Source organism: Paraburkholderia caledonica NBRC 102488 (assembly GCF_000685095.1).
Taxonomy (GTDB): domain Bacteria; phylum Pseudomonadota; class Gammaproteobacteria; order Burkholderiales; family Burkholderiaceae; genus Paraburkholderia; species Paraburkholderia caledonica.
The window spans coordinates 755,115-778,343 of the sequence record NZ_BAYE01000001.1 but is presented as its reverse complement, the minus strand read 5'-3'; the positions used below and the strand labels follow the sequence as shown (position 1 = coordinate 778,343).

Annotated in this window: 19 protein-coding genes and 1 pseudogene; 6 read left to right on the top strand and 14 right to left on the bottom strand. The window is 63.6% G+C overall.

Features of this window, described 5'->3' with window-relative positions; all coding sequences use genetic code 11:
• Positions 1 to 194: 194 nt before the first annotated feature.
• The 6 genes from BCA01S_RS03585 to urtA all read right to left on the bottom strand — a co-directional run bounded on the left by BCA01S_RS03585 (position 195) and on the right by urtA (position 7,283).
• The gene (locus tag BCA01S_RS03585; RefSeq protein ID WP_027775736.1) at positions 195 to 1,088 is read right to left on the bottom strand and encodes an urease accessory protein UreD; all 894 of its coding nucleotides are present in this window, start codon (positions 1,086 to 1,088) and stop codon (positions 195 to 197) included.
• A 112-nt stretch (positions 1,089 to 1,200) separates the two neighbouring features.
• Entirely contained in the window at positions 1,201 to 1,893 is a 693-nt protein-coding gene (gene urtE, locus BCA01S_RS03580; protein ID WP_027775735.1) for an urea ABC transporter ATP-binding subunit UrtE, read from the bottom strand.
• Positions 1,894 to 1,924: 31 nt separating this feature from the next.
• The gene (gene urtD, locus BCA01S_RS03575) at positions 1,925 to 2,788 is read right to left on the bottom strand and encodes an urea ABC transporter ATP-binding protein UrtD (protein WP_027775734.1); all 864 of its coding nucleotides are present in this window, start codon (positions 2,786 to 2,788) and stop codon (positions 1,925 to 1,927) included.
• Positions 2,785 to 3,990 (bottom strand): urea ABC transporter permease subunit UrtC, encoded by a 1,206-nt coding sequence (gene urtC, locus BCA01S_RS03570; RefSeq protein ID WP_027775733.1) that lies wholly within the window; start codon positions 3,988 to 3,990, stop codon positions 2,785 to 2,787. The genes urtD and urtC overlap by 4 nt, the downstream gene beginning before the upstream one ends.
• Position 3,991: 1 nt before the next feature.
• Entirely contained in the window at positions 3,992 to 5,647 is a 1,656-nt protein-coding gene (gene urtB / locus BCA01S_RS03565) for an urea ABC transporter permease subunit UrtB (protein WP_084166744.1), read from the bottom strand.
• A gap of 337 nt (positions 5,648 to 5,984) precedes the next feature.
• Positions 5,985 to 7,283, bottom strand: a complete 1,299-nt coding sequence (gene urtA, locus BCA01S_RS03560; protein WP_027775731.1) for an urea ABC transporter substrate-binding protein — start codon at positions 7,281 to 7,283, stop codon at positions 5,985 to 5,987.
• A gap of 405 nt (positions 7,284 to 7,688) precedes the next feature.
• Between urtA and aptA the strand changes: the two genes are divergently transcribed.
• Entirely contained in the window at positions 7,689 to 9,020 is a 1,332-nt protein-coding gene (gene aptA, locus BCA01S_RS03555) for an omega-aminotransferase AptA (protein WP_027775730.1), read from the top strand.
• Positions 9,021 to 9,175: 155 nt separating this feature from the next.
• Here the strand turns inward: aptA and BCA01S_RS03550 are convergent.
• A pseudogene (locus tag BCA01S_RS03550) lies at positions 9,176 to 10,282 on the bottom strand (DUF3443 domain-containing protein); the annotation flags it as partial.
• Positions 10,283 to 10,329: 47 nt separating this feature from the next.
• Here BCA01S_RS03550 and BCA01S_RS38875 point away from each other — a divergent pair.
• Positions 10,330 to 10,488: a hypothetical protein gene (locus tag BCA01S_RS38875; RefSeq protein ID WP_174446996.1), complete on the top strand. Its 159-nt coding sequence runs from the start codon at positions 10,330 to 10,332 to the stop codon at positions 10,486 to 10,488.
• Positions 10,489 to 10,767: 279 nt separating this feature from the next.
• On the opposite strand, the gene BCA01S_RS03540 is transcribed toward BCA01S_RS38875, so the two are convergent.
• The 3 genes from BCA01S_RS03540 to BCA01S_RS03530 form a co-directional block, all read right to left on the bottom strand.
• Positions 10,768 to 11,220: a DUF2844 domain-containing protein gene (locus tag BCA01S_RS03540; RefSeq protein WP_027775727.1), complete on the bottom strand. Its 453-nt coding sequence runs from the start codon at positions 11,218 to 11,220 to the stop codon at positions 10,768 to 10,770.
• 141 nt (positions 11,221 to 11,361) lie between these two features.
• Positions 11,362 to 12,678 (bottom strand): DUF3443 domain-containing protein, encoded by a 1,317-nt coding sequence (locus BCA01S_RS03535; RefSeq protein ID WP_027775726.1) that lies wholly within the window; start codon positions 12,676 to 12,678, stop codon positions 11,362 to 11,364.
• A 26-nt stretch (positions 12,679 to 12,704) separates the two neighbouring features.
• A complete protein-coding gene (locus BCA01S_RS03530) occupies positions 12,705 to 13,190 on the bottom strand; it encodes a DUF2844 domain-containing protein (protein WP_027775725.1) in 486 nt (161 codons plus the stop codon).
• 315 nt (positions 13,191 to 13,505) lie between these two features.
• Between BCA01S_RS03530 and BCA01S_RS03525 the strand changes: the two genes are divergently transcribed.
• The gene (locus BCA01S_RS03525) at positions 13,506 to 14,342 is read left to right on the top strand and encodes an alpha/beta fold hydrolase (RefSeq protein ID WP_027775724.1); all 837 of its coding nucleotides are present in this window, start codon (positions 13,506 to 13,508) and stop codon (positions 14,340 to 14,342) included.
• A 73-nt stretch (positions 14,343 to 14,415) separates the two neighbouring features.
• Here the strand turns inward: BCA01S_RS03525 and BCA01S_RS03520 are convergent, their stop codons facing one another.
• The 4 genes from BCA01S_RS03520 to BCA01S_RS03505 all read right to left on the bottom strand — a co-directional run bounded on the left by BCA01S_RS03520 (position 14,416) and on the right by BCA01S_RS03505 (position 19,239).
• Positions 14,416 to 16,371, bottom strand: coding sequence for an acid phosphatase (locus BCA01S_RS03520; RefSeq protein ID WP_027775723.1), 1,956 nt, complete (start codon positions 16,369 to 16,371; stop codon positions 14,416 to 14,418).
• A gap of 269 nt (positions 16,372 to 16,640) precedes the next feature.
• Entirely contained in the window at positions 16,641 to 18,191 is a 1,551-nt protein-coding gene (locus tag BCA01S_RS03515) for a TolC family outer membrane protein (RefSeq protein WP_027775722.1), read from the bottom strand.
• A gap of 11 nt (positions 18,192 to 18,202) precedes the next feature.
• Positions 18,203 to 18,526, bottom strand: coding sequence for a rhodanese-like domain-containing protein (locus BCA01S_RS03510; RefSeq protein WP_027775721.1), 324 nt, complete (start codon positions 18,524 to 18,526; stop codon positions 18,203 to 18,205).
• Positions 18,527 to 18,585: 59 nt separating this feature from the next.
• A complete protein-coding gene (locus BCA01S_RS03505; RefSeq protein WP_027775720.1) occupies positions 18,586 to 19,239 on the bottom strand; it encodes a protein-L-isoaspartate O-methyltransferase family protein in 654 nt (217 codons plus the stop codon).
• Positions 19,240 to 19,608: 369 nt separating this feature from the next.
• Between BCA01S_RS03505 and BCA01S_RS03490 the strand changes: the two genes are divergently transcribed.
• From BCA01S_RS03490 to BCA01S_RS03480, 3 genes are read left to right on the top strand one after another with little or no spacing between them, the layout of a single operon-like run.
• Positions 19,609 to 20,697, top strand: coding sequence for a LacI family DNA-binding transcriptional regulator (locus BCA01S_RS03490; RefSeq protein WP_027775719.1), 1,089 nt, complete (start codon positions 19,609 to 19,611; stop codon positions 20,695 to 20,697).
• A gap of 3 nt (positions 20,698 to 20,700) precedes the next feature.
• Positions 20,701 to 22,188 carry a sugar ABC transporter ATP-binding protein gene (locus BCA01S_RS03485; RefSeq protein ID WP_027775718.1) on the top strand — a complete coding sequence of 496 codons (1,488 nt, stop codon included), beginning with the start codon at positions 20,701 to 20,703 and terminating at the stop codon, positions 22,186 to 22,188.
• Positions 22,169 to 23,182: an ABC transporter permease gene (locus BCA01S_RS03480; protein WP_027775717.1), complete on the top strand. Its 1,014-nt coding sequence runs from the start codon at positions 22,169 to 22,171 to the stop codon at positions 23,180 to 23,182. The genes BCA01S_RS03485 and BCA01S_RS03480 overlap by 20 nt, the downstream gene beginning before the upstream one ends.
• Positions 23,183 to 23,229 lie beyond the last annotated feature (47 nt).

Here is a 23,229-nt window from a genome sequence, read left to right as displayed (position 1 = left end):
GCAACGCAAGGTGTGTGCCATCGTGGTGCGGCAGGGGCTAGTGGGGAGGTTTGCGAGGCGACGCACCAGATGAGGGCTCGTGATTGCGTCGAGTTGGTGCGGACTTGTCTTACGCGGTGAAAGCGGGTGTGTTCGCCGAAGAGACTGCGGCGCTGCCGCGTGCGGCGAAGGCGTGGTGGTTTTGCGCAGGTAGCCTACGTCGTCCAGATCCTCAAAGGCACCGCCTCGACTCCGTGCACAACAGGCCTCAACTGCAACCAGCATTGCGTCAACGCGCGCTGCAATGTCTCCATCGATCGCGACACGGCGCGCACGAGCAATACGCCGCTCGTCACGCAGGAAGCCGCTGCGCGCACGGAGTCGTCGAAGGGAAGCTGCGCGGTCAGCGCTTCGGCCAGCGCATCGTCGCAACGCGGTCCAACGGCCCACAGCGTTCCATAAGCAGGAAAGCCGCCAAGCCCCTGAGCCGCGTCGCGCAGCGGGTCACCGGCGACGAGACTCGCCCGCTCCAGCCACAACAACTCGCCGTGAGCCCGCGCGATACGCGACACCGCCCGCAGGCTTCCATCGGACCACCGCTCGCCGGCCGCCTGCCGACCGAGTTGCGTCGCGTCCCAGCCGATCGCCGTTGCGCCTTCCTCGAGTGTCAGCGAGAAGTCGAGCTGTGCTTTTGCGTGATCGAAAACGATATTGTTCTGCGGCAGCCAGTCGAGCTTCGCGCCTTCGCCGACGCGTACAGCGATATGCTGCCGCGCGGAGCGTCCATTGGATTTGTACCACTTGGTCGCGCCGGGCGTCGTGATGACGGCATGGGCATGAGCACCCACATTCACTTCTATATCGAGTTGATCGCCGCCCGCGACCCCGCCCGGCGGATGCACGATCACTGCGTGACAAACAGCCTGACCTTCCGGATACAACGGCCGTTGGACACGCAGCGGGCCATCGTGCAGCCGATGCTGCAGGACAGTGCGCTCGCCATGCCTGACGAAGCCAAGTTCGAGCCGCGCGCGCCAACGCGCATGCGTCTCGGCTTGCGCCTGCGGTTGCACTGTAGCGAGCGTGGCGTGATTTTCGTGAAACGACATGCGAATGAACGTGCGATCGACGTATTGGTACAGGAAGAGAAGCCGCAAGGCCAAGGCGTGCGAACCCGGCCCGAGACGCGCCGAGCATAGCACGCTCACCGACGCGAGAGCGTCACACCGCGATCAGCGCGCGCACGCCATCCGCATCCATGTTCGCGCCTTCGCCGCCCGCGACGATCTCGCCGCGGCTCATCACCCAATAGCGGTCGGCAATGTCCTTCGCGAAGTCGTAGTATTGCTCGACGAGCAACACCGTCATGCCCATCTCTTCGACCAGCTGACGCAGCGTGCGCCCAATGTCCTGAATGATCGACGGCTGAATGCCTTCCGTCGGTTCGTCGAGAATCAGCAGTTGCGGATCGCTCATCAATGCCCGGCCGATCGCGAGCTGCTGTTGCTGACCGCCCGACAGATCGCCGCCGCGACGGCTGCGCATATCCTTGAGCACGGGAAACAACTCATAGATGCGCTCGGGAATCTTCTTCGGTGCCTTCTTGCTGGCGGCGCCCACCAGCAGATTTTCTTCGACGGTGAGCCGCGGAAAGATATCGCGTCCCTGCGGCACGTAGGCAAGCCCTTTCTCGACGCGAGAATAGGTGGGCAGCTTCGTGATCGGCGTGCCGCGCCAGGCGATCGAGCCGCTCTTCGTCGGTACGACGCCCATCAGGCAGCGCAGCAACGTCGTCTTGCCCACGCCATTGCGGCCGAGCAGCACGGTGAGTTTGCCATCGGGCACGGTGAGCTTCACGTCGCGAAGAATGTGGCTGCCGCCGTAGTACTGGTTCAGGTTTTCTACTTCTAGCATGTCCGTTCGACCCTTTGACTGGCCTGTCCGCTCAGCGGCCAAGATACGACTCGATCACCGTCTCGTCGCGTTTCACTTCGTCGAGCGTGCCGTGCGCGAGCACGCGCCCTTCGGCCATCACCGTGACCTTGCCGGTATCGCCCGATAGAGCCTTCACGAACTCCATGTCGTGTTCGACGACCATCATCGAACACGTGCCGCGCAGATGATTGAGCAGGTCTGCCAGCTGCATCGTCTCATCGTCGGTCATGCCCGCGGCGGGTTCGTCGAGCAGCAGCAGCGCAGGTTGCTGCATGAGCAACATGCCGATTTCCAGCCGCTGCTTCTGTCCGTGCGAGAGTTCGCCGGCAAGACGCCGCGCCTCGGATTCCAGACCGATCAGGACGAGCGTTTCTTCGATGCGTGCTTGCGCTTCGCGATCGAGCCGCGCGCGCAACGACGCAAGCCATCCCTTGTCGGTCTTCATTGCGAGCTCGAGGTTTTCCCAAACGGGATGCTGCTCGAACACCGTCGGCTTCTGGAACTTGCGTCCAATGCCGGCACGTGCAATGGACGGCTCGTTCATTCGCGTGAGGTCGATCGACTGGCCGAGAAACACCTTGCCCGAATCAGGCGAGGTCTTGCCAGTGATCACATCCATCATCGTCGTCTTGCCGGCGCCGTTCGGTCCGATGATGCAGCGCAATTCGCCGGCGTCGATAGAAAGTGTCAGCGCGTTCAACGCACGAAAGCCGTCGAAGCTCACGGTCACGTCTTCGAGATACAGGATCGTGCCGTGGGACACGTCAATCTCGCCGGGAACGACGACGTGCCCCATGCTCGCGACGCCGCTCAACGCGTGTTCAGAAGGATGCGCGGGCAAAGCCAGATCGGGAACCATCGGGTTTTCGTTCATGAGCGGTTCCTCTTGCGCGTCACGAGTTCGACCAGTCCCATGATGCCGTTCGGCAGAAACAGCGGGACCAGCACGAAGATCAGACCGAGAAAGAACAGCCAGTATTCAGGGAAGTTTGCCGTGAAGAAGCTCTTCGCGCCGTTCACCGCAAACGCGCCGACAATCGGCCCAATCAGCGTGCCGCGTCCGCCCACGGCCACCCAGATGGCCATTTCGATCGAATTGCCAGGCGACATCTCACCCGGATTGATGATGCCGACCTGTGGCACGTACAACGCGCCGGCAATGCCGCACAACACGGCGGACACGGTCCACACGAAGAGTTTGTACGCGAGCGGGCTGTAGCCCAGGAACATCAGGCGCGTTTCGCCGTCGCGCACGGCGGTCACGACGCGGCCGAGCTTCGAGGTGACAATGGCCCGCGCGCCGAGGAACGCGACGATCAGCACCGCAAACGTGATCAGCAGCAGAGCAGTGCGCGTACCGGCATGCGTGATTGGAAAGCCGCCGATGCGCTTGAAATCGGTGAAGCCGTTATTGCCGCCAAAGCCCGTCTCATTGCGGTAGAAGAGCAGCATGGCAGCGAACGTCATCGCCTGCGTAATGATCGACAGATATACGCCTTTCACTCGCGAGCGGAACGTGAAGAAGCCGAATACCCATGCCACCACTGCCGGCACCAGCACCACGAGCAGCAGCGCATAGCCCAGATGCTGCGTGCCTTGCCAATACCACGGCAGTTGATGCCAGTCGAGGAACACCATGAAGTCGGGCAGATCGCTGCCGTACTTGCCGTCGTGGCCGATCGCGCGCATCAGGTACATGCCGATCGCGTAGCCGCCCAGTGCGAAGAAGAGCGCGTGTCCGAGGCTCAGAATGCCGCAGTAACCCCACACCAGATCGAGTGCGAGCGCCGCGATCGCGTAGCACATGAACTTGCCGGTGATGGTCGTCGCGTAAGCGGACAGATGCAGCGGACTCGCTTCCGGCACCACCAGCGTAGCGAACGGCACGCCGAGGCCGAACACGACGATCAGCGCGATCAGCGCAAGCCATGCACGGCGCGACAGCAGCGCGGGACGCGGCGGCAAGCCGAGGGCAAAGCCCGACTGCGCGACGCGGCCGGACGAGTTGCCGGCCGAGTTGCCATCCGCTGTACCGACATGACCGGACGCGGTCGAAGAAGAAGTTGCAGATGTCATCTCATGCCTCCGCGCTACGGCCCTTGAGGGCGAACATGCCCTGCGGACGCTTCTGGATGAACAGCACGATCAGCACGAGCACCGCGATCTTCGCGAGCACGGCGCCCCAGAACGGCTCGATCGCCTTGCTCACGAGTCCGAGCCCGAAGCCGCCGATCACCGTGCCCGCCAGTTGACCCACGCCACCGAGCACGACCGCCATGAACGAATCGATGATGTAGCTTTGCCCGAGGTCGGGCCCGACATTGCCGATCTGCGATAACGCGCAGCCGCCGAGTCCCGCGATGCCCGCGCCGAACGCGAACGCATACGAGTCGACCCGCGCGGTCTTCACGCCGACGCATGCAGCCATGCGGCGGTTTTGCGTGACGGCGCGCACGAAGAGTCCGAGGCGGGTCTTCGTCAACACCGCCCATGCAATGCCGACGACGATCAGCGAAAACGCGAGAATCGCGAGCCGGTTGTACGGCAAGATGAGGTTCGCCATCACGGTCACGCCGCCGCTCATCCACGAAGGATTGACGACCTGCACGTTCTGCGCGCCGAACAGCATGCGCGTCGCCTGAATCAGGATCAGGCTGATGCCGAAGGTGGTCAGCAGCGTTTCGAGCGGACGGCCATACAGATGCTTGAGCACGAGCCGCTCGATCACAATGCCGACGAGCGCCGCCGCAACGAACGACGCGGGCACAGCGACGAGCGGATACCAGTCGAAGCCGCCCGGCGCGAAGCGCTGAAAGAGGTTCTGCACGACATACGTGGCGTAGGCGCCGATCATGAGAAATTCGCCATGCGCCATGTTGATGACGCCGATCAGGCCATACGTGATGGCGAGCCCGAGTGCCGCGAGCAGCAGCACGCTGCCGAGCGACAGACCCGCGAACAGCGTGCCGGCGATTTCACCGCGGCGCTGGATTGCGTCGAGTTCGTCGATACCGCTTTGCGCCGCGGCGCGAACGCGAGCGTCGGCTTCCGCAAATGTGCCGTCGGGCTTTTTCGCGACGAGCGGTCGCAGCAGTTCGTTCATGTCGAGATCGTGCCGCGCGGCGACGAGCTTAACCGCTTCGAGACGTTTAGCCGCGTCGGCGTCATGCAGCGCGGTCATTGCCCACAGCGTGTCGAGGCGCTTCTTCAGTGCCGGGTCGGTTTCTTTTGCGCGGGCCGTGTCGACGAGCGGCTTGATCGACGGGTCAGGGTTTTTCAGCAGCGCGTTGATGGCTTGCTCGCGCGTCGCTTTATCGGGCGAGTCGAGCTGTAAGCCCGAGAGCGCGCCCGCCACTTTCGAGCGCAGCAGATTATTCAACGTGACGGGTTGTGCGTCGCTTGCAGCGACGGTCTTGCCGGTGACGGCATCGCGCGTCGCGTCGCCGTCCTGCAGCAGGACGGCGCCTGAGTCGGTGGCGAGCACGCCGTCTTCGGACAACGCCTTCAGCACCGCGACCGACTCCTTGTCGTGATTGGCGATGAGTTTGTCGATGGCTGCGGACTTCGCGTCGAAGTCGTCGGCGGCAAGCGGAGCCACATCGGCCGCGGTCAACGCGAACGCGGCATGCGGCGTCAGCGCGCCGAATGCAACCAACGCAACCAACGCAAAAGCCGTGCTGCTGACGCTGCGTCGCGCGAACCGCTGTGCAAAAGTGAGGAATGAAAACGCCATGATGGCCTTTGAAGAATGACCGGCGACGCGCTTTGCAAAGCTCGCATCGCGCCGGTTGAATGCGGGCCGGTGTTGTGCCGCACGCTGTACGGCTACGTTCAGCCGCCGAATCGCATCGGGCAGTGTCGAGCGGAACGGGTCGCAAGCATTACGGCCGTGATCGCTCGGCGGGCACACGCGAGTTTCGATTGCGATTGCTGCGCATGCCGGTTTCGCGCCGAACTCACTGCGCGTGCCGGAACACCGTGACGGTCGCCGGAAGTTCGCCTTGAATTCGCCTGGAATTCGCCTCGACACATGACGGCGGCCAGTCGAGCCGCCGTCGTGCGCGGTGCCGTTAAGCGACCCGCGAGCGCTTCAGAAACGCCGGAATCGAGCTGACTACATCCGGCTTGCCTGCATTGCCTGCGATGAACGGGCTCCACGGCTGCGCGCGAACCGCGGTCTTGGTGCGCCACACCACGTTGAACTGACCGTCCGCGCGCACTTCGCCGATCATCACCGGCTTGTGCAGATGGTGGTTGCCGTCCATCTCGAGCGTGAAGCCCGACGGCGCTGCGAACTGCTGGCCGATCATCGCCACGCGTACCTTGTCGACTTCGGTGCTCTTCGCCTTCTCGACAGCCTGCTTCCACATGTGGATGCCGACGAAAGTCGCTTCCATCGGGTCGTTCGTCACACGCTTGGTGCCGCCAGGCAGGTTGTTCTCCTTGACCCACGCGGCCCATTGTTTCTTGAACTTCTCGTTGGCCGGGTTACGCACGGACATGAAGTAGTTCCATGCCGCGAGGTTGCCCACCAGCGGCTTCGTGTCGATGCCGCGCAGTTCTTCCTCGCCGACCGAGAACGCGACGACCGGCACATCGGAAGCCTTCAGCCCCTGGTTGCCGAGTTCCTTATAGAACGGTACGTTGGAGTCGCCGTTCACCGTCGAGATCACGGCCGTCTTGCCGCCTTGCGAGAAGGTCTTGATGTTCGCGACGATGGTCTGGTAGTCGCTGTGGCCGAACGGCGTATAGACCTCCTGGATGTCGGCCTCCTGCACGCCCTTCGACTTCAGGAAAGCGCGCAGGATCTTGTTGGTCGTGCGCGGATACACGTAGTCGGTGCCGAGCAGGAAGAAGCGCTTCGCGCCGCCGCCTTCCGCGCTCATCAGATATTCGGTCGCAGGGATCGCCTGCTGGTTCGGCGCGGCGCCCGTGTAAAACACGTTGCGCGACATCTCTTCGCCTTCGTACTGGACCGGGTAGAAGAGCAACCCGTTGAGTTCTTCGAACACCGGCAGCACCGACTTGCGCGACACCGACGTCCAGCAGCCGAACACCACCGCGCACTTTTCCTGCGTGATCAACTGACGCGCTTTTTCGGCGAAGAGCGGCCAGTTCGAAGCGGGGTCGACCACCACTGGCTGAAGCTGACGGCCCATCACGCCGCCGTTCTTGTTGATGTCAGCGATGGTCATCAGCGCGGTGTCTTTCAGCGATGTCTCGGAGATCGCCATCGTGCCGGACAGGGAATGCAGGATGCCCACCTTGATCGGGCCGCTCGCGGACTGTGCGCGAGCGAACGGCGCGCGACCTGCAAGCGCGAGCGCGCCGGACATGGAGCCGAACTTCAACAGACTGCGACGTTTCATGTATATCCCCTTGCCATTGATGATGAATGTTTATGGGCGTCGATTTCAGCCACGGGGCTTGCCCCGCATGACTTGCCGCTCGTGTACTGCAAGGCACATGCCATGTGAGGGCTGCCGGGCGCTCTGCGGCTTCGCGCGCTGCGGCGCGCCTCCACGCGAGCGGGCTTATGCGGCTTGGCGTACGAATCTGGTGCACATGGCTTCGATGCGCCTCGTTCAGGTGCGCGCCGCGCCGCGACGAAGCGTGACGATCGGCCGGCGGGCTTTGGCGGTGCACATGCGCCGCTGCTTTGTGCATGCGCTGTGTTGTGCCTACACTGAAAGACCGCCTACTGGCCTTTGCATGGGACGGGACCAAGCGCTGAAGCGCTTAGTCTCGTCGACAGTTCTGCATGGAGATACGAGATGACTGAATCCGCCGGCGCCAATCAGCCCGATATGTCCGCGTTCTGGATGCCCTTCACCGCCAATCGCCAGTTCAAGAGCGCGCCGCGTCTGCTCTCGAGCGCCAAAGGCATGTACTACACATCGCATGATGGGCGGCGCATTCTCGACGGCACCGCGGGCCTGTGGTGCGTGAACGCAGGGCACTGCCGCGATGAAATCGTGGCCGCCGTGCAGGCTCAGGCCGCTGAGATGGATTTCGCGCCCACGTTTCAGATGGGCCACCCGAAAGCATTCGAGGCCGCGACGAAGATCGCGCGACACACGCCGGGTGATCTGAAGCACATCTTCTTCGTGAACTCAGGCTCGGAAGCAGTCGACACTGCGCTGAAGATCGCGCTTGCCTATCACCGCTCGCGCGGCGAGGGACAACGCACCCGCTTCATTGGGCGCGAACGCGGCTATCACGGCGTCGGCTTCGGCGGTATTTCCGTGGGCGGCATCGCGCCCAACCGCAAGGCGTTTTCGGGCGCGCTGCTGCCGTCGATCGATCATTTGCCGCATACGTTGAACATCAAAGAGGCCGCTTATTCGAAAGGCCAACCGGCGTGGGGCGCGCATCTCGCCGACGAACTCGAGCGGATCGTCGCGCTGCACGATGCGTCGACGGTTGCCGCGGTGATCGTCGAGCCGGTGGCCGGATCGACCGGCGTGCTGATTCCGCCGCAAGGTTATCTTCAACGGCTGCGCGAGATTTGCGACAAGCACGGCATTCTGCTGATCTTCGACGAAGTCATCACCGGTTGGGGTCGCCTCGGCGCACCGTTCGCCGCGCAGTACTTCGGCGTCACGCCCGACCTGCTGACGATGGCGAAGGGCACCAACAACGCGGCCGCTCCGATGGGCGCGGTGGCCGCAAGCGGCCAGATTCACGACTCGATCGTGAACGGCGCGCCGGGCGGCATCGAACTCTTTCATGGCTATACATACTCGGGACATCCGATTGCCGCCGCCGCGGCATGCGCGACAATCGACCTCTACGAGCGCGAGCAGTTGTTCGATCGGGCCGCGCGGATGGCGCCGCTTTTCGAGCGCGCGATTCACAAGCTGCGCGGTGAACGGCATGTGATCGACGTTCGCAATCTCGGGCTCGTGGGCGGCGTCGAGCTTGCGCCGCGCGACGGGGCGCCTGGCGCACGCGCTTACGACGTGTTCGTGCGATGTTTCCAGAAGGGCGTATTGACACGCTATACCGGCGACATTCTCGCGTTCTCGCCGCCGCTCATTATCGAAGAGGAGCAGATCGACGAGATTTTTGCGACGGTGGCCGAGGTGTTGAGGGAGACGGATTGAACGTTTGGAGTGGTTGGCTGGAGGCGTTGGCTTTGCGTGTTCGCTTTAGGCGTTTGCTTTATGCGCTGGCTTTATGAGTCTGCCTCAAGGCGTTTGCATGAGGCGTTTGCATCAAGCGGCTGCATCAGGCATTGCGCGGGTTTTGCGTCGGCGCGCTAGAACGCGACGAACGGTCCACTTTGCGATCCGGCTTGCGATCCATTCAGCGCGGTGTACAGACTGCGGCCAAAGAAGAACGGCAAGCCCCAGATGAAGTAACTGGAGACGGACGTGTACGACGCAATGTTATCGAGCGCCGCATAGGTGCCGGAGAGCAGGCTCGCCGTGTTGGCTACCTGGAACGGCACGGTTGCGGACGTGGCCGCGCTGCCCGTTGGCTTCAGCACAGCGGATAGGCTTAGCGTGGTGGAGGGCGTGTAGCGACCCCATGCGTCGAACGGAATGGCCGTATCGCGGAAGATGGTCGTGTTCGAGCCGCTGTCGATGACGCCGTTGCCGAAGGTGCTTCCCTTATACGCGGTCGCGAAAAAGCCGTTGCTGTCGAGCGGGATGATATTCGCGCTCGACGGCAACCCATTGTTCTGCTGCGTCCCGATGCCGAACACGAGCTCACCGGTCGCGCTCGCCTGACCGCCGGGCTGCAACGCGGGCAGGCGGATGATCGTGCCGTTGTTGTCGGTAGTGAACTCGGCAACCGGATTCATGATCTGTGTGTCGAGCGGCACGCGCGTGCTCGTGCACGACCCAGTGGACGGGCAATAGTAGTACGTCGCCGGCAACACATATTGCGCGGCGAGCGGAAAGTCGCGTACCGCCGAGCCGATGCCGACCACGCCGTTCGCTCCGAGCTGCGCAACACTGCCGATGTCCGAGACGCCGCGCGACGCGCAATCCGCTGGCGTCGCGTTCGCGCCATCGCCGATAACCTGGACTGGCAGATTGCCCGCCAGCTTTGCGCCAATGGTCACGTCCGCGCGTTTCACCGAGCCCCACGTGTAGCCCGACGCGAAGATCGCGCATTGGGAGATGGCCGCGCCGCGCGTGGGATCGTCGGTCGCGCCGGTCTGCGCGGGCAAGCTGCCTGCCAGCGCCGGCCCCAGCGCACTTGCCAACACACGCACGCCTGCCGAGCCCGTGTCGAGCAGCTTGTGATCTATCGTCGCGCACTGATTGGCGCCTTGCACGCCCGGGATGCAGAACGTGACGGTGACGTAGGGCGTGTTGGCATAGCCGCCTGTCCATCGTTCAACGATGATGGGAGCGGTGTTCGTGGCGGGTGTCGGTGTTGGTGCTGGTGTTGGCGTGGGTGTTGGTGTTGGTGTTGGTGTTGGCGCCGGTGTCGGTGCAGGTGCAGGTGCTGGTGCTGGTGCTGGTGCCGGTGCCGGTGTGGGCGTCGGCGCGGGCTTCGGGCTTGGCGTTGGCGACGGTGCTGGTGTCGGCTTCGGGCTCGGTGACGGCAACGGCGTAGGCGTAGGACGTGGTGCCGGAGGCGGCGCCGGCGCCGGACTGGGAGTTGGACTCGGTGCAGACGTAGACTTAGGCGCCGGTCCTTGCCCCCCAGCGACGCCCGAAGCTGGTTCCGACGAACCCGCCTTATCGTTACTCTGCGCCGGCTTCGAGCCCCCGTCGTCGCTACCGCCGCCACCGCCACAGGCGGACAGCCCGACGCTGGTCGTTAGCAACGCGAAGCAAAGAGTCTTGCTGAAAGTGTTCATCGTTTTCTTGTTCGGTGAGTCTGCGCACGGCGTTACTGGATGTCTTCGGCGCGTACATGCGCCGGCAGCAGGCGCGGCAACAGGGCCTTGCCGAAGAAGTTGCCGGGCCGGCCGACCGACTCGATCTGAAAGTCGCCGCTACGGTCGATCAATGGGCCTGTGCCGCGCGGATGGCCTGCACCCGCCGACGCGGCGCGTTGAAAGTAGTTGCCGAGCAGCGCGTTCATGTCGGGACGCACCGGGCCTTGCCATGCGACGGCGAACACGACGTTGCCAGGCGATACATATTCGCGAATCCGGACGCCGTCGGTATCTCTTGATTCGCGCACCGTGTACGGCGCCGTCGCGGCGGGCGTGGCAACGGCCGCTGCCGACCGGAGCAACGAGTGCGACGTTGTACCGAGGCTCGGCGCGCCGCCCAATGCCGCAAAAGAAGCCAGCGGCAACATGGCCGCAACGGCCAGTGCGGCCTTAGAAAGAATCATCGGATCGCTCCACGAAACAGGTCGGAGCATGTTGCCAGCGCGGCTATATCGGAATGTGCAGATGAGGCCGAACGGGTGGTAGGAAACGGCTTAAGGAGGCGCTGCGATAACGCCGCGCCTCGGTACGACCGCAGTTGATTGTCAGAACGCGACGAACGGTCCGGTCTGGTTACCTACCTTCGCTTTCCCCATTACCGTGTAGACGTCCCGGCCATAGAAAAACGGCAGCCCCCACAGGAACATGCTGTTTTTCCCGCCATACGCGAAGTTCGCGCCGGCGTTGCTGAGAGCGTAGTAGCCGGATAACCGCAGGTTGCTCGTATCGGCAATGGAGAACGGCATATCGAGCGGCTTGCCCGTGCCGTTCGTGGCCTCCACCGTTGCGCTCAGATACAGCGGCGCAGCAGGCGTGTACCAGCTGTCCGCGCTCGTCGCGATGGTGTCGTCGGGGAAAGCATACGCATTGGTGCCACTGTCTATCGCGCTGCGGGTGAAGACCTTGCCGTGATACTGCGTCGTGAAAGCGCCGTATTTGTCGACGGCAAGCACGGTCGCGCTAGACGGCAACGCGTTGTTCTGCTGCGTACCGATGCCGAACACCAGTTGCCCCGTGACGCTCGTCTGGCCGCCGGCCGGCACGGCGGGCAGGCGGATGATCGTGCCGTTGTTGTCCGTGGCGAATTCGGCCACGGGGTTCTTCACTTCCTTGCCGGCTTGCATGCGTGTGCTAATGCACGAGTTCTGCGACGGGCAGTAGTAGTAATTGCCAGGAATCGCGGTAATGACCGCGTCGGCTGAGTCCGTAGCGAAACTGTCGATGCCGAGAATACCGTTTATGCCGGCGAAGGCGCCGCCGCCCAGGTCGGCACCGTAGTTCGTGCAGTCGTCGGGGGCGGCGAATGCGCCGTCGGCGTACACCTGGATCGGAAGGTTGCTTGCCGTCTTGCTGCCGATCGTAATGTCGGCGCGTTTGACCGAGCCCCACGTATAGCCTGAGGCGAACGGCATGCATTCGACGATGGGGGCGGAGCCGCTCGTGTCGTCGACTGCGCCGACTTGCGTCAGCAGCAGCGGGGCCAGCGTGGGAATGGCGCGCGCCGCGATCCGCACGCCGGTGGAGCCGGTGTCGACCAGCATGTTGTCGACGGTTACGCATTGCGGCGCACTCTGGGTGCCCGGCACGCATACCCTGATCGACGCCTTGAGCAGGTTGACGCCGCCCATCGTATTGTCGACGCGGATCGTGACGGTGTTGTCGCCTGTAGCGGGCGGCGATGAGTTCCCCGAACCGCCGGAGGCGCCGGGCCCGTGCGGTGTCCATTGCGGTGTGGCGTTCCAGCCGGCCGAATTATTGCCCTGTGTGCCGTTGCCGCCACCCCCGCCACCCCCGCCGCAAGCGGCAAGCGCCAGAACACCGATGGCCGCCGCGAGCGAAAGCGTTTTTTTCAATGTATTCATGTGTTTTCCCGGGAAGCGAATGGCTGTTATTCGAGATCGCCCGGACGCACACCTGCGGGCATCAGACGCGGCACCCAGGCCATGCCGAAGAAGCGCCCGAGGCGGCCTGCGGATTCGATGCGGAAATCGTCGTTGCCTTCTATCAAAGGACCGGAGCCGCGGACGCCGCCTTGCCCGGATGCAACGTAATTCGCGAAGTAGCTGCCGAGCAGCGCGCGCATATTCGGGCGCACCGGGCCGTCCCAGGTGACGGCGAACACGACGTTGGCGCTCAGCACGTATTCGCGGATCGTGACGCCGTTCGCGTCGACCGACTGGCGCACCGAGTAGGGCGCCGCGCTAATGGGCCCGCTGGCCGGCTGGCTGCTTGCGGACGCCGGGCCGGACTGCGGCGTGGCGGCGCGCAGCATGAGCGGCATGGACGCTCCCGTGACCGGCGGGCCGCCCAGCGCGGCATACGACGCCAACGGCAACACGGTTGCGGCCAGCGTCGCTATCTTCATGAGTCTCATCACACGGCTCCCGAAATGGACCGAGCATGGTGCCTGTCTGGTATTCGGGAAACTCTGCGAAATTTCTCAATCGGGTGGGCGAAGCGGCGCAATAAATTGCGACGCGAGTAAGCGTGCCCAGAGGCGATTGATGGCAGCGGCGCAACGATCAGTTCTTTTCATCGCGCTTCCATAACGCCGCGCGTGTAAGTATTCTCCTTTCAGCGCGTTGCCAGATTCGTTCTACAGTTTGTTGCCACCATGGTGGCTTTCGTAACACTCGCGCCGGATCATCCAGTCGGCTATCGCTCAAAACGTGAAACAGGAGAAACGACCATGCCGTACGTGACAACGAAGGACAATGTCGAAATTTTCTACAAGGACTGGGGCCCGAAGGACGCGCAGCCGATCGTGTTCCACCACGGCTGGCCGTTATCTTCCGACGACTGGGATACGCAGATGCTGTTCTTCGTTCAGAAGGGCTTCCGCGTGATCGCTCACGACCGGCGCGGCCACGGCCGCTCGTCGCAAGTCTCCGACGGACACGACATGGACCACTACGCCGCCGACGCGTTCGCGGTGGTCGAAGCGCTCGATCTGCGCAACGCCGTGCATATCGGCCATTCGACCGGCGGCGGCGAGGTGGCTCGCTATGTGGCGAAGCACGGCGAACCGGCTGGCCGCGTCGCGAAGGCGGTGCTGGTGAGCGCCGTGCCGCCGCTGATGCTCAAGACCGAGGCGAACCCGGAAGGTCTGCCGCTCCAAGTTTTCGACGGCTTTCGCAAGGCGCTTGCCGACAACCGCGCGCAGTTCTTCGTCGACGTTCCGGCGGGGCCGTTCTACGGCTTCAATCGTCCCGGCGCAACGGTCCATCAAGGCGTGATCCAGAACTGGTGGCGTCAGGGCATGATGGGCAGCGCCAAGGCGCACTACGAAGGCATCAAGGCCTTCTCGGAAACGGACCAGACCGAAGACCTTCGCGCGATCAGCGTGCCGACTCTCGTGCTGCACGGCGAAGACGACCAGATCGTGCCGTTTGCCGATGCTGCGCTGAAGTCGATCAAGCTGTTGAAGAACGGAACATTGAAGACGTATCCGGGCTTCGCGCACGGCATGTTGACGTTGAACGCAGACGTGCTCAACGCTGATCTGCTGGCGTTCATTCAGGGCTAAGAGCGAGGCTGCGAGTCCGCGCGGAGCGGACTCGCAGCCGATGTAGCGAAGGCGGGGAGCCTTGCCGCCTCAGTTACGAATCGAGATGGACCTGAACGCCGGTTGATGAGTAGACCGGCGTGGCTTTGAAGCCGTCAACGGAAACGGCGGAGAACTTCACGTTCGAACCATTGCCGCTGATCACAGTAATCGTATCGCCCGCCTTGGGTTTGAAGCCGTCGACGAACTTCACATGCAGTGTTCCGCCGAGAACCGTGGTCTGAGCGCCGACCTTCATCGAGCCTTGTCCGTTGGCGCCGAGATTGAGCTCCAGCGTCGTATTCGCGAGTTGCGTGAATTTGCCGACGACGGAAACCACACCGGGCGCATTGACGACCAGCGAGCCCGCACCTAGATACACGTCACCCGTTCCGAGCGCGGACCCGGAATCGGCTTCGAGCGTGCCGCCTGCAATCTGCGAGCCACCCGAGAATGTGTTGGCTCCGGCCAGTCGCAGCGTGCCGGTCCCCTGCAAGGTGAGCTTGCCCGTGCCTGAGATCGGGTTGCGCCAGGTGTCGAGCGCGTTGAAGCCGCCTTGTGTCGCGCCCATCGAAACGATCACATTGCCGTTGAACGCGCCGTAGCCGTCCGCGGCTGCGAACATGTTCAGGCGGCCCCAGCCTTCGGCATCGTCCATGACGGGATACCCGGACGGAAGTTCTGTCGTCTTCAGCACGACGCGGCGCTGATCCGCGCTGAGGTATGGAAAGCGGGTTTCCAGCAGCAGTTCTGCACCCTTCGGAACCACCGGCGCTGCATCGGTCGCTTCGATTTGCGGGAAGCCGAATGTCATCCGGCGCAAGTAGTTCGCCCGGTTGGCCGTGTAGTCGGCAAAACGGTCCGTCGCGGTCGTGCCGGAATGCGCGAACGTGTTGAACGTGCTGCTCGTCGTACTGGTTTGCGCCATCAAAGCGCTTTGGGCCTGCGCGTAGGCGGCGGCCTTCAAAGACGCGTTGGTCGGGTTATACAGATTGGCAGCCACAACCGCCAGGCCCTGCATCCGTCCACCTGTCACGTCGAGCGGCGAATGCATGCCTGCGACGATCCGGTTTTCGCCGAGTTCCATCGCACGACTCATCATTTCCTGAAAGCGCTGCGGGACCACGTAAGCCATGGCCATTGAGTCGCGCATTGCCTCCGCCGTATGGCCGCTGATGAAGCCGCCATCGGTGGCGGGCGTGGTGCTTTCGGCCGGCACGAGTGTCGGCACGACCACCACCGAACTGCTCCAGCGGTACGGCCTCGCGTATTTGTAGAAGCGCTTCGCCGGTTCCGTCGAACCGTTCGTGCTCATTGCGTTGACAAAGTCGACCACGGTGCCGAACGCCGCATTGGCCGGACGGCCAACGCCCGTGTTGTTGCCCGCGTCGTTGTACAGCGTGGTGGTCGCGTTCGCCGGAATCGAGGTGATGGTGGTGGTTTGCTGCGTGAGGCCGAGCCATGCGCCGGTCAACGGTCCCATACCGTCTGTCACGCTGTATCCCTTGTTGCGACGGTCGTCGAAATACGCTGCATCCGCTTGCGCCTGGGTGCGCGAGACCGTCTCGTTGACGACGAACTGCGTGTTCTGATTCAACACGGCCGCATTGAGGATCGTGCCGCACGCTGTGCCTGGGTTGATGAGACCCGAACATGTGGAGGCAATCACGGCGGGGAAACCGTCGACCGCTGGCGCGGACGCTCCCGCATCGACAATCATCGTCGACGGCTGCCACAGGTCGAGGAAGCGCGCGACCACACGTACACCGGCATTCGTATCGAGGGTCGCAAAGTGCGCGTCGTTTCTTTGATTGGAAGCGGCATTGTCGACGAATGCCGGCACGGGAGGAATGGACGCACTGTCCACAAATCCAGGATCCGCCGGCGGGGCGGGCGCGACGGCCGCACTGCTCTGGAGCTCGTCACTGCTGCCGCACGCGCCTAGCGCGAGCAGGCTGCACAGGGCAACGAAAGTCGATAACGGGCGGCGTGTGGGTGGTTGGAACAACATAGGCTTCCTGATGTCGGTTGTAAAAGATCGAATGGGAACGGATCTTGAGTAACTCAAGTTAAGCCCCGATGACATTCAGAAAGATGGGAGAGGATTCAAAGCGGCCGCACGCGCGGATAGGTGCGAGAGTCGGGCCGCACAGTTGGGTCCCGTTCTGCAGAAGATGCGTGGAAATTCGCCGTTAAGGCGCGAGCGATTTATAAGCTGGGTGAACGGTACAGTCCGCGGATCAGTCCGCGGTACGGTCCGGCTTTGAACGGCGGCAGCGGCTACTGCGTTGTGGCCGAACCTGGCAACCCCCGCCGCCCGAGCTTGCCCGCCGCGCCCTTCGCCGCGGCGCCTGGATGCGGCACCGTGGGCGCTTGTGGCAGCGCGGTCAATGCGCCATCGTCCACGGGAGATAGCAGTGAGCTCAGCTGCAAGACGTCCTGATCGGTGAGGTTCGCGGTGGCGGCCTTCAACTTGAGACTATTGATCAACGTGTCGTAACGCGCCTTTGCCAGGTCGCGCCGTGCGGAGAAGAGTTGGTCTTGCGCGTTGAGCACGTCGATGTTGATACGCACGCCGACCTGATAGCCAATCAGATTCGATTCGAGCGACGTGCGCGCGGACCGCTCGGCAGTCTGCAACGCACGCACTTGCGCGAGCCCGCTGACCACACCGAGAAACGCCTGGCGCGCGGAGAGCGCCGCGTTGCGCCGGGCAGTGTCGAGATCGGCGGCGGCCTGGTCTTCTAGCGCGAGCGTCTGGCGAACGCGGCTTTGCGTGGCGCCGCCTGCGAAAAGCGGAATCGTGACCTGCACGCCGATCGTGCTGTTCGTGTACGAGGAGCCCAGGTTGCCCAGTTCCGCTGCCAGCGCGGGCGTGCCGGGCGACGGCGTATTCGCGCCGCTGCCGAAGCCGCCGCCGAAATTCCCGCCGAAGTTGCCGGCTCCAGCCGCGCCCAGGCTGCTATGCGAGCGGCTCGCGACCAGATCGACAGTCGGCAGATGGCCGGCTTTCGCCTTCGACGTTTCGCGCTGCGCGTTATCGAGCGCGATCTGTCTGAGTACGACCTGATAGTTCGCGTCGCTCGCCGCATCGACCCATTGGTTGATGTCGGCGGGCACGGGCGGCGGCAGCGGAGCACCGGCCGCGAGACCGTCGATATGCTCGACCGGATGCCCGACGATCTGCTGCAGCGCCGCCAGCTTTACGGCGAGATCGTTCTGCGCGGCAATTTCCTGCGAGACCGCCTGATCGTATTTGGCTTGCGCTTCGTTCGTGTCGGTGATCGTCGTGTTGCCGACTTCGAATGAACGCTTTGCCGATTCGAGTTGCTGCGCGATCGACGCCTTCTGCGACCGCGCGATGGCAACGCTGTCTTGCGCGGCAAGCGCGTCGAAGTACGCCTCGCCAAGGCGCACGATCAGATCCTGGCGCGCCTGCGCGAAGGAGGCCTGCGCAGACTCGACCGCGAGTTTGCCTTGCGCATAGCCGTACCAGCTGTCCACATGAATGAGTGGCTGCGTAAGCGAGACCACATAGCCGTAGGTGTTGCCATACGACGCCGGAAAGCCGCCGCCAAAGTCTGTGCTCTGACGGCTGCCATTGAGCGACGCCGAGACTTGCGGCAGCAGCTTCGCGCGTGCGAGCGGCAGTTCCTCGCTATTGGCGGCGAGCGCGGCGCGCGCGCTTTGCAGCGGCGCGTCGTTGGAAAGCGCTTCGTCGTAGAGTTGGGAGAGGTCGACGGCTTGCGCGAGCGGCGTGTGCAACACGCAGGCAAGCGCGCAAGCAAGCGCCAGAGCAGACGCCAGGAGCGGCGCGTGCTGACGCTTCATTGCCCGTGGGCTCAGTAAGTGGGAACCGACGGGTCGACCTGGCGCGACCATGCGTCGATCCCGCCTTGCAGATTGAAGACGTTCGCGTGGCCGCGCGATTCGAGGAACATCGCGACCTGCGCGCTGCGTGCGCCGTGGTGGCAGATGCAGACGATCTGCGCGTCGTCGTCGAGTTCTTCGCTGCGCGCGGGAATTTCACGCATGGGAATCGACACGATGCCGGCCATCGACGCCGTCTGGATTTCCCATGCCTCGCGCACGTCGAGCAGCACGGGTGCGGGGCGCGACGTGTCGGCGAGCCATTCGGCGAGTGCGGGAGCGGTCAGGTTTTGCATCAGCGAGACTTCCGTTCAGAGGACGGCGGCGCGCCGGCCGTCCGTGAAAAACACGCGAATCAGAACTTGAAGCGCGGCGGCTGCACGGCGTTGACGAGCGGTTCGACGTAGGTTTCGAACACGTCGGCAACGCGATACTGCTTTTCGTCGATACGCGTGATGATCTGCGCCTTCATGACCGGCGCGGTGCCGACAAACGCCGCCAGACGGCCGCCGATCTTCAGGTGTTCGAGAATTTCCTGCGGCAGCACGGGCAGGCCGCCCGACACGCAGATCACGTCGTACGGAGCAGCGGCGGCCCAGCCGCGCGCCGCGTCGCCGGTCGCGACTTCGGCATTCAGCACGCCATTCGCGATCAGGTTGTTCTTTGCCAGTTCCGCGAGTTCCGGTTCGATATCGACTGTCAGCACGTGTTGCGCGCGGTGCGCGAGCAGCGCCGCCATGAAACCGGAACCGGCGCCGATTTCCAGCACGCTTTCATGTTTCTTCACCGCCAGTTCCTGCAGCGTGCGCGCCTCGACGCGCGGCGCCAGCATGTGCTGACCGGCCGGCAGCGGCACTTCGAAGTCGGCGAAAGCCAGATCGCGGTATGCGGCGGGGACGAAGTTTTCACGCTTGACGATCGACAGCAGATTCAGCACGTCCTGGTCGAGCACTTCCCAGGGGCGGATCTGCTGTTCGATCATGTTGAAACGCGCTTGCTCGATGTTCATGGTGGGTTTGGCGGTTCTGGTTTGGCGAGTTTTGCGATTTTCCCACTGCGCGGCGGCTTCGGCGGAGAGTCCGCTCGTGTCGCGCTGATACTCACGCTGACGTTCGCACTAACACTCGATGCGCAAGTCGCGGCAGGGTAACTGCGGGATTGTACCAAATGGTGCCGGCAGTCCGGGCCGAGGCGGCCATCGCGCCGAGCGGGCTTTCGCCGGCGTCGCTCGAGTCCGCGCATTCGTCGCGGGGTTCGTGTGCTCAGCGCCGCGCGCTTTTCGCCGATGCCCCCGTGTAAATCCCTAGCAATCCGGCCTTGCACTTCCACACTCGTTCGCTAAAAAATGTAATCGATTACATTTTCGGAAGCCGCTGCCTTGTCCAGATCGACATCAAAAGCGAAGCCCGCAGCGGTGTCCGCAACCGGCGACGAGCCGCGGCCGCCACCGCTTTCGCGGGCGTCGCGCTCGGCGGAAGGGCTCTCTATCGCGGGCGTGGCGAGGCAGGCGGGCGTTTCGGTGGCGACCGTATCGCGCGTGCTGAATGCGCACGAAAACGTGCGGCCCGCGACTCGCGACAAGGTGCTCGCCGCCGTCGATGCAAGCGGCTACCGCGTCAACGAACTAGCGCGCAATCTGCGCACCGCCGAAAGCCGCCTGTTGCTCACGATGGTCCCCGACTTCGGCAATCCGTTCTACGCCGAGATTGTCCGCGGCATCGACAGCGTTGCGCGCCAGCACGGTTACTTCATGCTGCTCTGCGATACGGGCGCGGACGCCGGCCGCGAGCGCGGCTACTTCGACCTGCTGCGCCGCCGCCGCGCCGACGGCGCGATCTGTCTCGACCCGGCGACGATCCAGCAGGCACAAAGCGATGCATCCGGCGCGCTGCCGTGGGTAGCATGCTGTGAGTTCGATCCGGCGGTGGGCGTGCCGTATGTAGGCATCGACAACTATCAGGCCGCGGGCGACGCCGTGCGGCACCTTCTGTCTCGCGGGCATCGGCGCATCGGCCTCATCAATTCCGACGTCGACTATCTGTACGCGCGGCAACGTCAGCAAGGCTATCTGGATGCGTTGACCGACGCGGGCATCACGCCGCTGGACGGCTGGCGCATGAACCTGAACAGCCTCGACTACGAGGCGGGCGCTTCGGCGGCGGCCACGCTGATGCTGCCGCCCGACGCACCTACTGCAATCTTCGCCGTGTCCGACACGCTCGCGACGGGCGTGCTTCACGGCTTGCGCAGCGTCGGCAAACGCGTACCCGACGATGTCGCCGTGGTCGGATTCGACGACATCTCTATTGCCGCGCAAATCGATCCGCCGCTCACCACGATCGCGCAGCCCATGCGCGAACTGGGCGAGACCGCCGCGCGTCTCCTGCTGCAGCGGCTCGCCAATCCGCTCGCCAACGTGCCGGGCGTGCTGCTGCCGCACCGGCTCGTGATTCGCGGGAGCACGTGACTCATGAGCCTCGCTATCCGCTTCGACGACATCCGCAAAGACTTCGGCCCGGTGCGCGTGCTGCACGGCGTGAGCTTCGATCTCGCGCCGGGGCGCATCTACGGGTTGCTCGGGGAGAACGGCGCGGGCAAGTCCACGCTGATGAAAATCCTCGCCGGCTATGAAACCGCGACGTCGGGCACGTTGCTAGTGGACGGTCATGCGCAACACTTTGCCGGTTCGCGCGACGCCGAAGCGCAAGGCATCGTGCTGATTCATCAGGAATTCAATCTGGCCGAGCATCTGACGATTGCGCAAAACATGTACCTCGGCCACGAGAAGCGGCGCGGCTGGTTTGTCGACGATGCTGCGATGCGCGCCGACGCCGCGCGTTACCTCGCACAGGTCGGACTGGACAAGGCGCCGGACACGAAGGTGCGCGAGCTGATCGTCGCGGAAAAGCAGATGGTGGAAATCGCCAAAGCGCTGTCGCGCCGCGCCCGCCTGCTCATCATGGACGAGCCGACGGCAACGCTCACGCCGTCCGAAACCGAGCGTCTCTTCACGCTGATGGCAAAGTTGAAGGCCGATGGCGTGACCATCGTCTACATCTCGCACAAGCTCGATGAAGTCGAGCGCATTACCGACGAAGTCATCGTGATGCGCGACGGCCGCTTCGTCGCGCGCAATGAAACGGCGGCGCTCGCGCGGCAGCAGATGGCCAACCTGATGGTTGGCCGCGACGTGTCCGACATGTTCCCCGAGAAGATCACGGTATCCGCCACCGCGCCGGTCGCGCTGAAAGTGCAAGGGCTCGCCGTGCCGGAATGGGTCGACGATCTGAGCTTCGACGTGCGTGCCGGCGAAGTGCTGGGCTTCGCTGGACTCGTCGGCGCGGGACGCACGGAAGCATTCGAAGCGATCATTGGTTTGCGCAAGCGCACGGCTGGACGCATCGAAATCGCGGGACGTCGCGTCGATCTGAAAAGTCCGCGCGAGGCAATGCGCCACGGCCTCACGTATCTCAGCGAAGACCGCAAAGGCAAGGGCCTGCACGTGAACCTGAGCCTGCAGGACAACGTGACGCTCATGACACTGGAACGCTACGCGCATCCGCTGCTCGACATGAAGGCGGGCCGCGATGCATTGAAAAGCGCGGTGAGCGAATTCGGCATACGCACGGGCGACCTGTCGAGCCGCGCGCGCATGCTCTCCGGCGGCAACCAGCAGAAGCTTGCGCTCGCCAAGTTTCTACAGCCGGAGCCGGACGTCATCGTGCTCGACGAGCCGACGCGCGGCGTTGACGTCGGCGCAAAACGCGACATCTATTTTCTGATTCATCGTCTCGCCGCGCAGGGCCGCGCGGTGATCGTCATTTCATCCGAACTGATCGAGCTGATCGGCTTGTGCCATCGCGTCGCCGTCATGCGAGCGGGACGCCTGCAAGCCACGCTGACGCTCGAACATCTGACCGAAGAGGAGTTGATCGCCCATGCGACCGGCACCCACTGAAGCCGTGCAATCCGGCCGCGCGTTGCGCTTCGCGCATCGGCTGTATGCGCTTGGACCGCTCGTCGGTCTGGTCGCGCTGTGTATCGTCGGCACGCTGCTGAATCGCGATTTCGCCACGCTCGACAACATGATGAACGTGCTGACGCGCACGTCGTTCATCGGCATCATCGCGGTGGGCATGACGTTCGTGATCATCTCGGGCGGCATCGATCTGTCGGTCGGCTCGATGGCGGCGCTGATCGCGGGCAGCATGATCTGGCTGATGAACGGGCTTGCGGCGGGCGTAGGCGGCCACACTTTTGCGCCGCTCGTCATCGTGACGCTTGGCATCGCATTCGCGTTCGTGCTGGGCGGACTGTTCGGCTGCGCGCACGGGCTGCTGATTACCAAGGGGCGCATCGAGCCGTTCATCGTCACGCTCGGCACGCTGGGCATTTTTCGCGCGGTGCTGACATGGCTCGCCGACGGCGGCGCGCTGACGCTGGATAATTCGTTATCCGATCTTTACGGTCCCGTTTATTACGCAAGTCTGTTCGGCGTGCCCGTGCCGATCTGGGTATTTCTCGTGACGGCGGCGGGCGGCGCGCTGATTCTGAATCGCACTGCGTTCGGACGTCATGTGCAGGCGATCGGATCGAATGAACAGGTCGCGCGATATGCGGCCATACGTGTCGATACCGTCAAGATCGTCACGTATGTGCTGCTCGGCATTTGCGTTGGTGTGGCCACCGTGCTGTATGTGCCGCGCCTCGGCTCGGCGACGCCGACCACCGGTTTGCTATGGGAACTCGAAGCGATTGCTTCGGTGGTGGTGGGCGGCACCGCGCTCAAGGGCGGAGAAGGACGCGTGATCGGCACGGTCATCGGCGCAATTCTGCTGTCGGTCATTGCCAATATTCTGAATTTGACCAGCATCATCAGCGTGTATCTGAACGCGGCGGTGCAGGGCGTGGTGATTATCTTCGTCGCGTTCGTTCAACGTGGACGGCGGTAGGTGTAGCGCTGCAAAGCGACACAATGGCAGGGGCGCACGAACGCCTC

Bases quoted from the DNA above. Each gene is read 5' to 3' on its own strand.
- BCA01S_RS03510 (WP_027775721.1), bottom strand. From the start codon at position 18,526: ATGCAAAACCTGACCGCTCCCGCACTCGCCGAATGGCTCGCCGACACG.
- BCA01S_RS03530 (WP_027775725.1), bottom strand. From the start codon at position 13,190: ATGAGACTCATGAAGATAGCGACGCTGGCCGCAACCGTGTTGCCGTTG.
- urtE (WP_027775735.1), bottom strand. From the start codon at position 1,893: ATGCTAGAAGTAGAAAACCTGAACCAGTACTACGGCGGCAGCCACATT.
- urtC (WP_027775733.1), bottom strand. From the start codon at position 3,990: ATGACATCTGCAACTTCTTCTTCGACCGCGTCCGGTCATGTCGGTACA.
- urtB (WP_084166744.1), bottom strand. From the start codon at position 5,647: ATGGCGTTTTCATTCCTCACTTTTGCACAGCGGTTCGCGCGACGCAGC.
- BCA01S_RS03515 (WP_027775722.1), bottom strand. From the start codon at position 18,191: ATGAAGCGTCAGCACGCGCCGCTCCTGGCGTCTGCTCTGGCGCTTGCT.
- BCA01S_RS03520 (WP_027775723.1), bottom strand. From the start codon at position 16,371: ATGTTGTTCCAACCACCCACACGCCGCCCGTTATCGACTTTCGTTGCC.
- urtD (WP_027775734.1), bottom strand. From the start codon at position 2,788: ATGAACGAAAACCCGATGGTTCCCGATCTGGCTTTGCCCGCGCATCCT.
- BCA01S_RS03540 (WP_027775727.1), bottom strand. From the start codon at position 11,220: ATGATTCTTTCTAAGGCCGCACTGGCCGTTGCGGCCATGTTGCCGCTG.
- BCA01S_RS03585 (WP_027775736.1), bottom strand. From the start codon at position 1,088: ATGTCGTTTCACGAAAATCACGCCACGCTCGCTACAGTGCAACCGCAG.
- BCA01S_RS03480 (WP_027775717.1), top strand. From the start codon at position 22,169: ATGCGACCGGCACCCACTGAAGCCGTGCAATCCGGCCGCGCGTTGCGC.
- BCA01S_RS03535 (WP_027775726.1), bottom strand. From the start codon at position 12,678: ATGAATACATTGAAAAAAACGCTTTCGCTCGCGGCGGCCATCGGTGTT.
- aptA (WP_027775730.1), top strand. From the start codon at position 7,689: ATGACTGAATCCGCCGGCGCCAATCAGCCCGATATGTCCGCGTTCTGG.
- urtA (WP_027775731.1), bottom strand. From the start codon at position 7,283: ATGAAACGTCGCAGTCTGTTGAAGTTCGGCTCCATGTCCGGCGCGCTC.
- BCA01S_RS03525 (WP_027775724.1), top strand. From the start codon at position 13,506: ATGCCGTACGTGACAACGAAGGACAATGTCGAAATTTTCTACAAGGAC.
- BCA01S_RS03505 (WP_027775720.1), bottom strand. From the start codon at position 19,239: ATGAACATCGAGCAAGCGCGTTTCAACATGATCGAACAGCAGATCCGC.
- BCA01S_RS03485 (WP_027775718.1), top strand. From the start codon at position 20,701: ATGAGCCTCGCTATCCGCTTCGACGACATCCGCAAAGACTTCGGCCCG.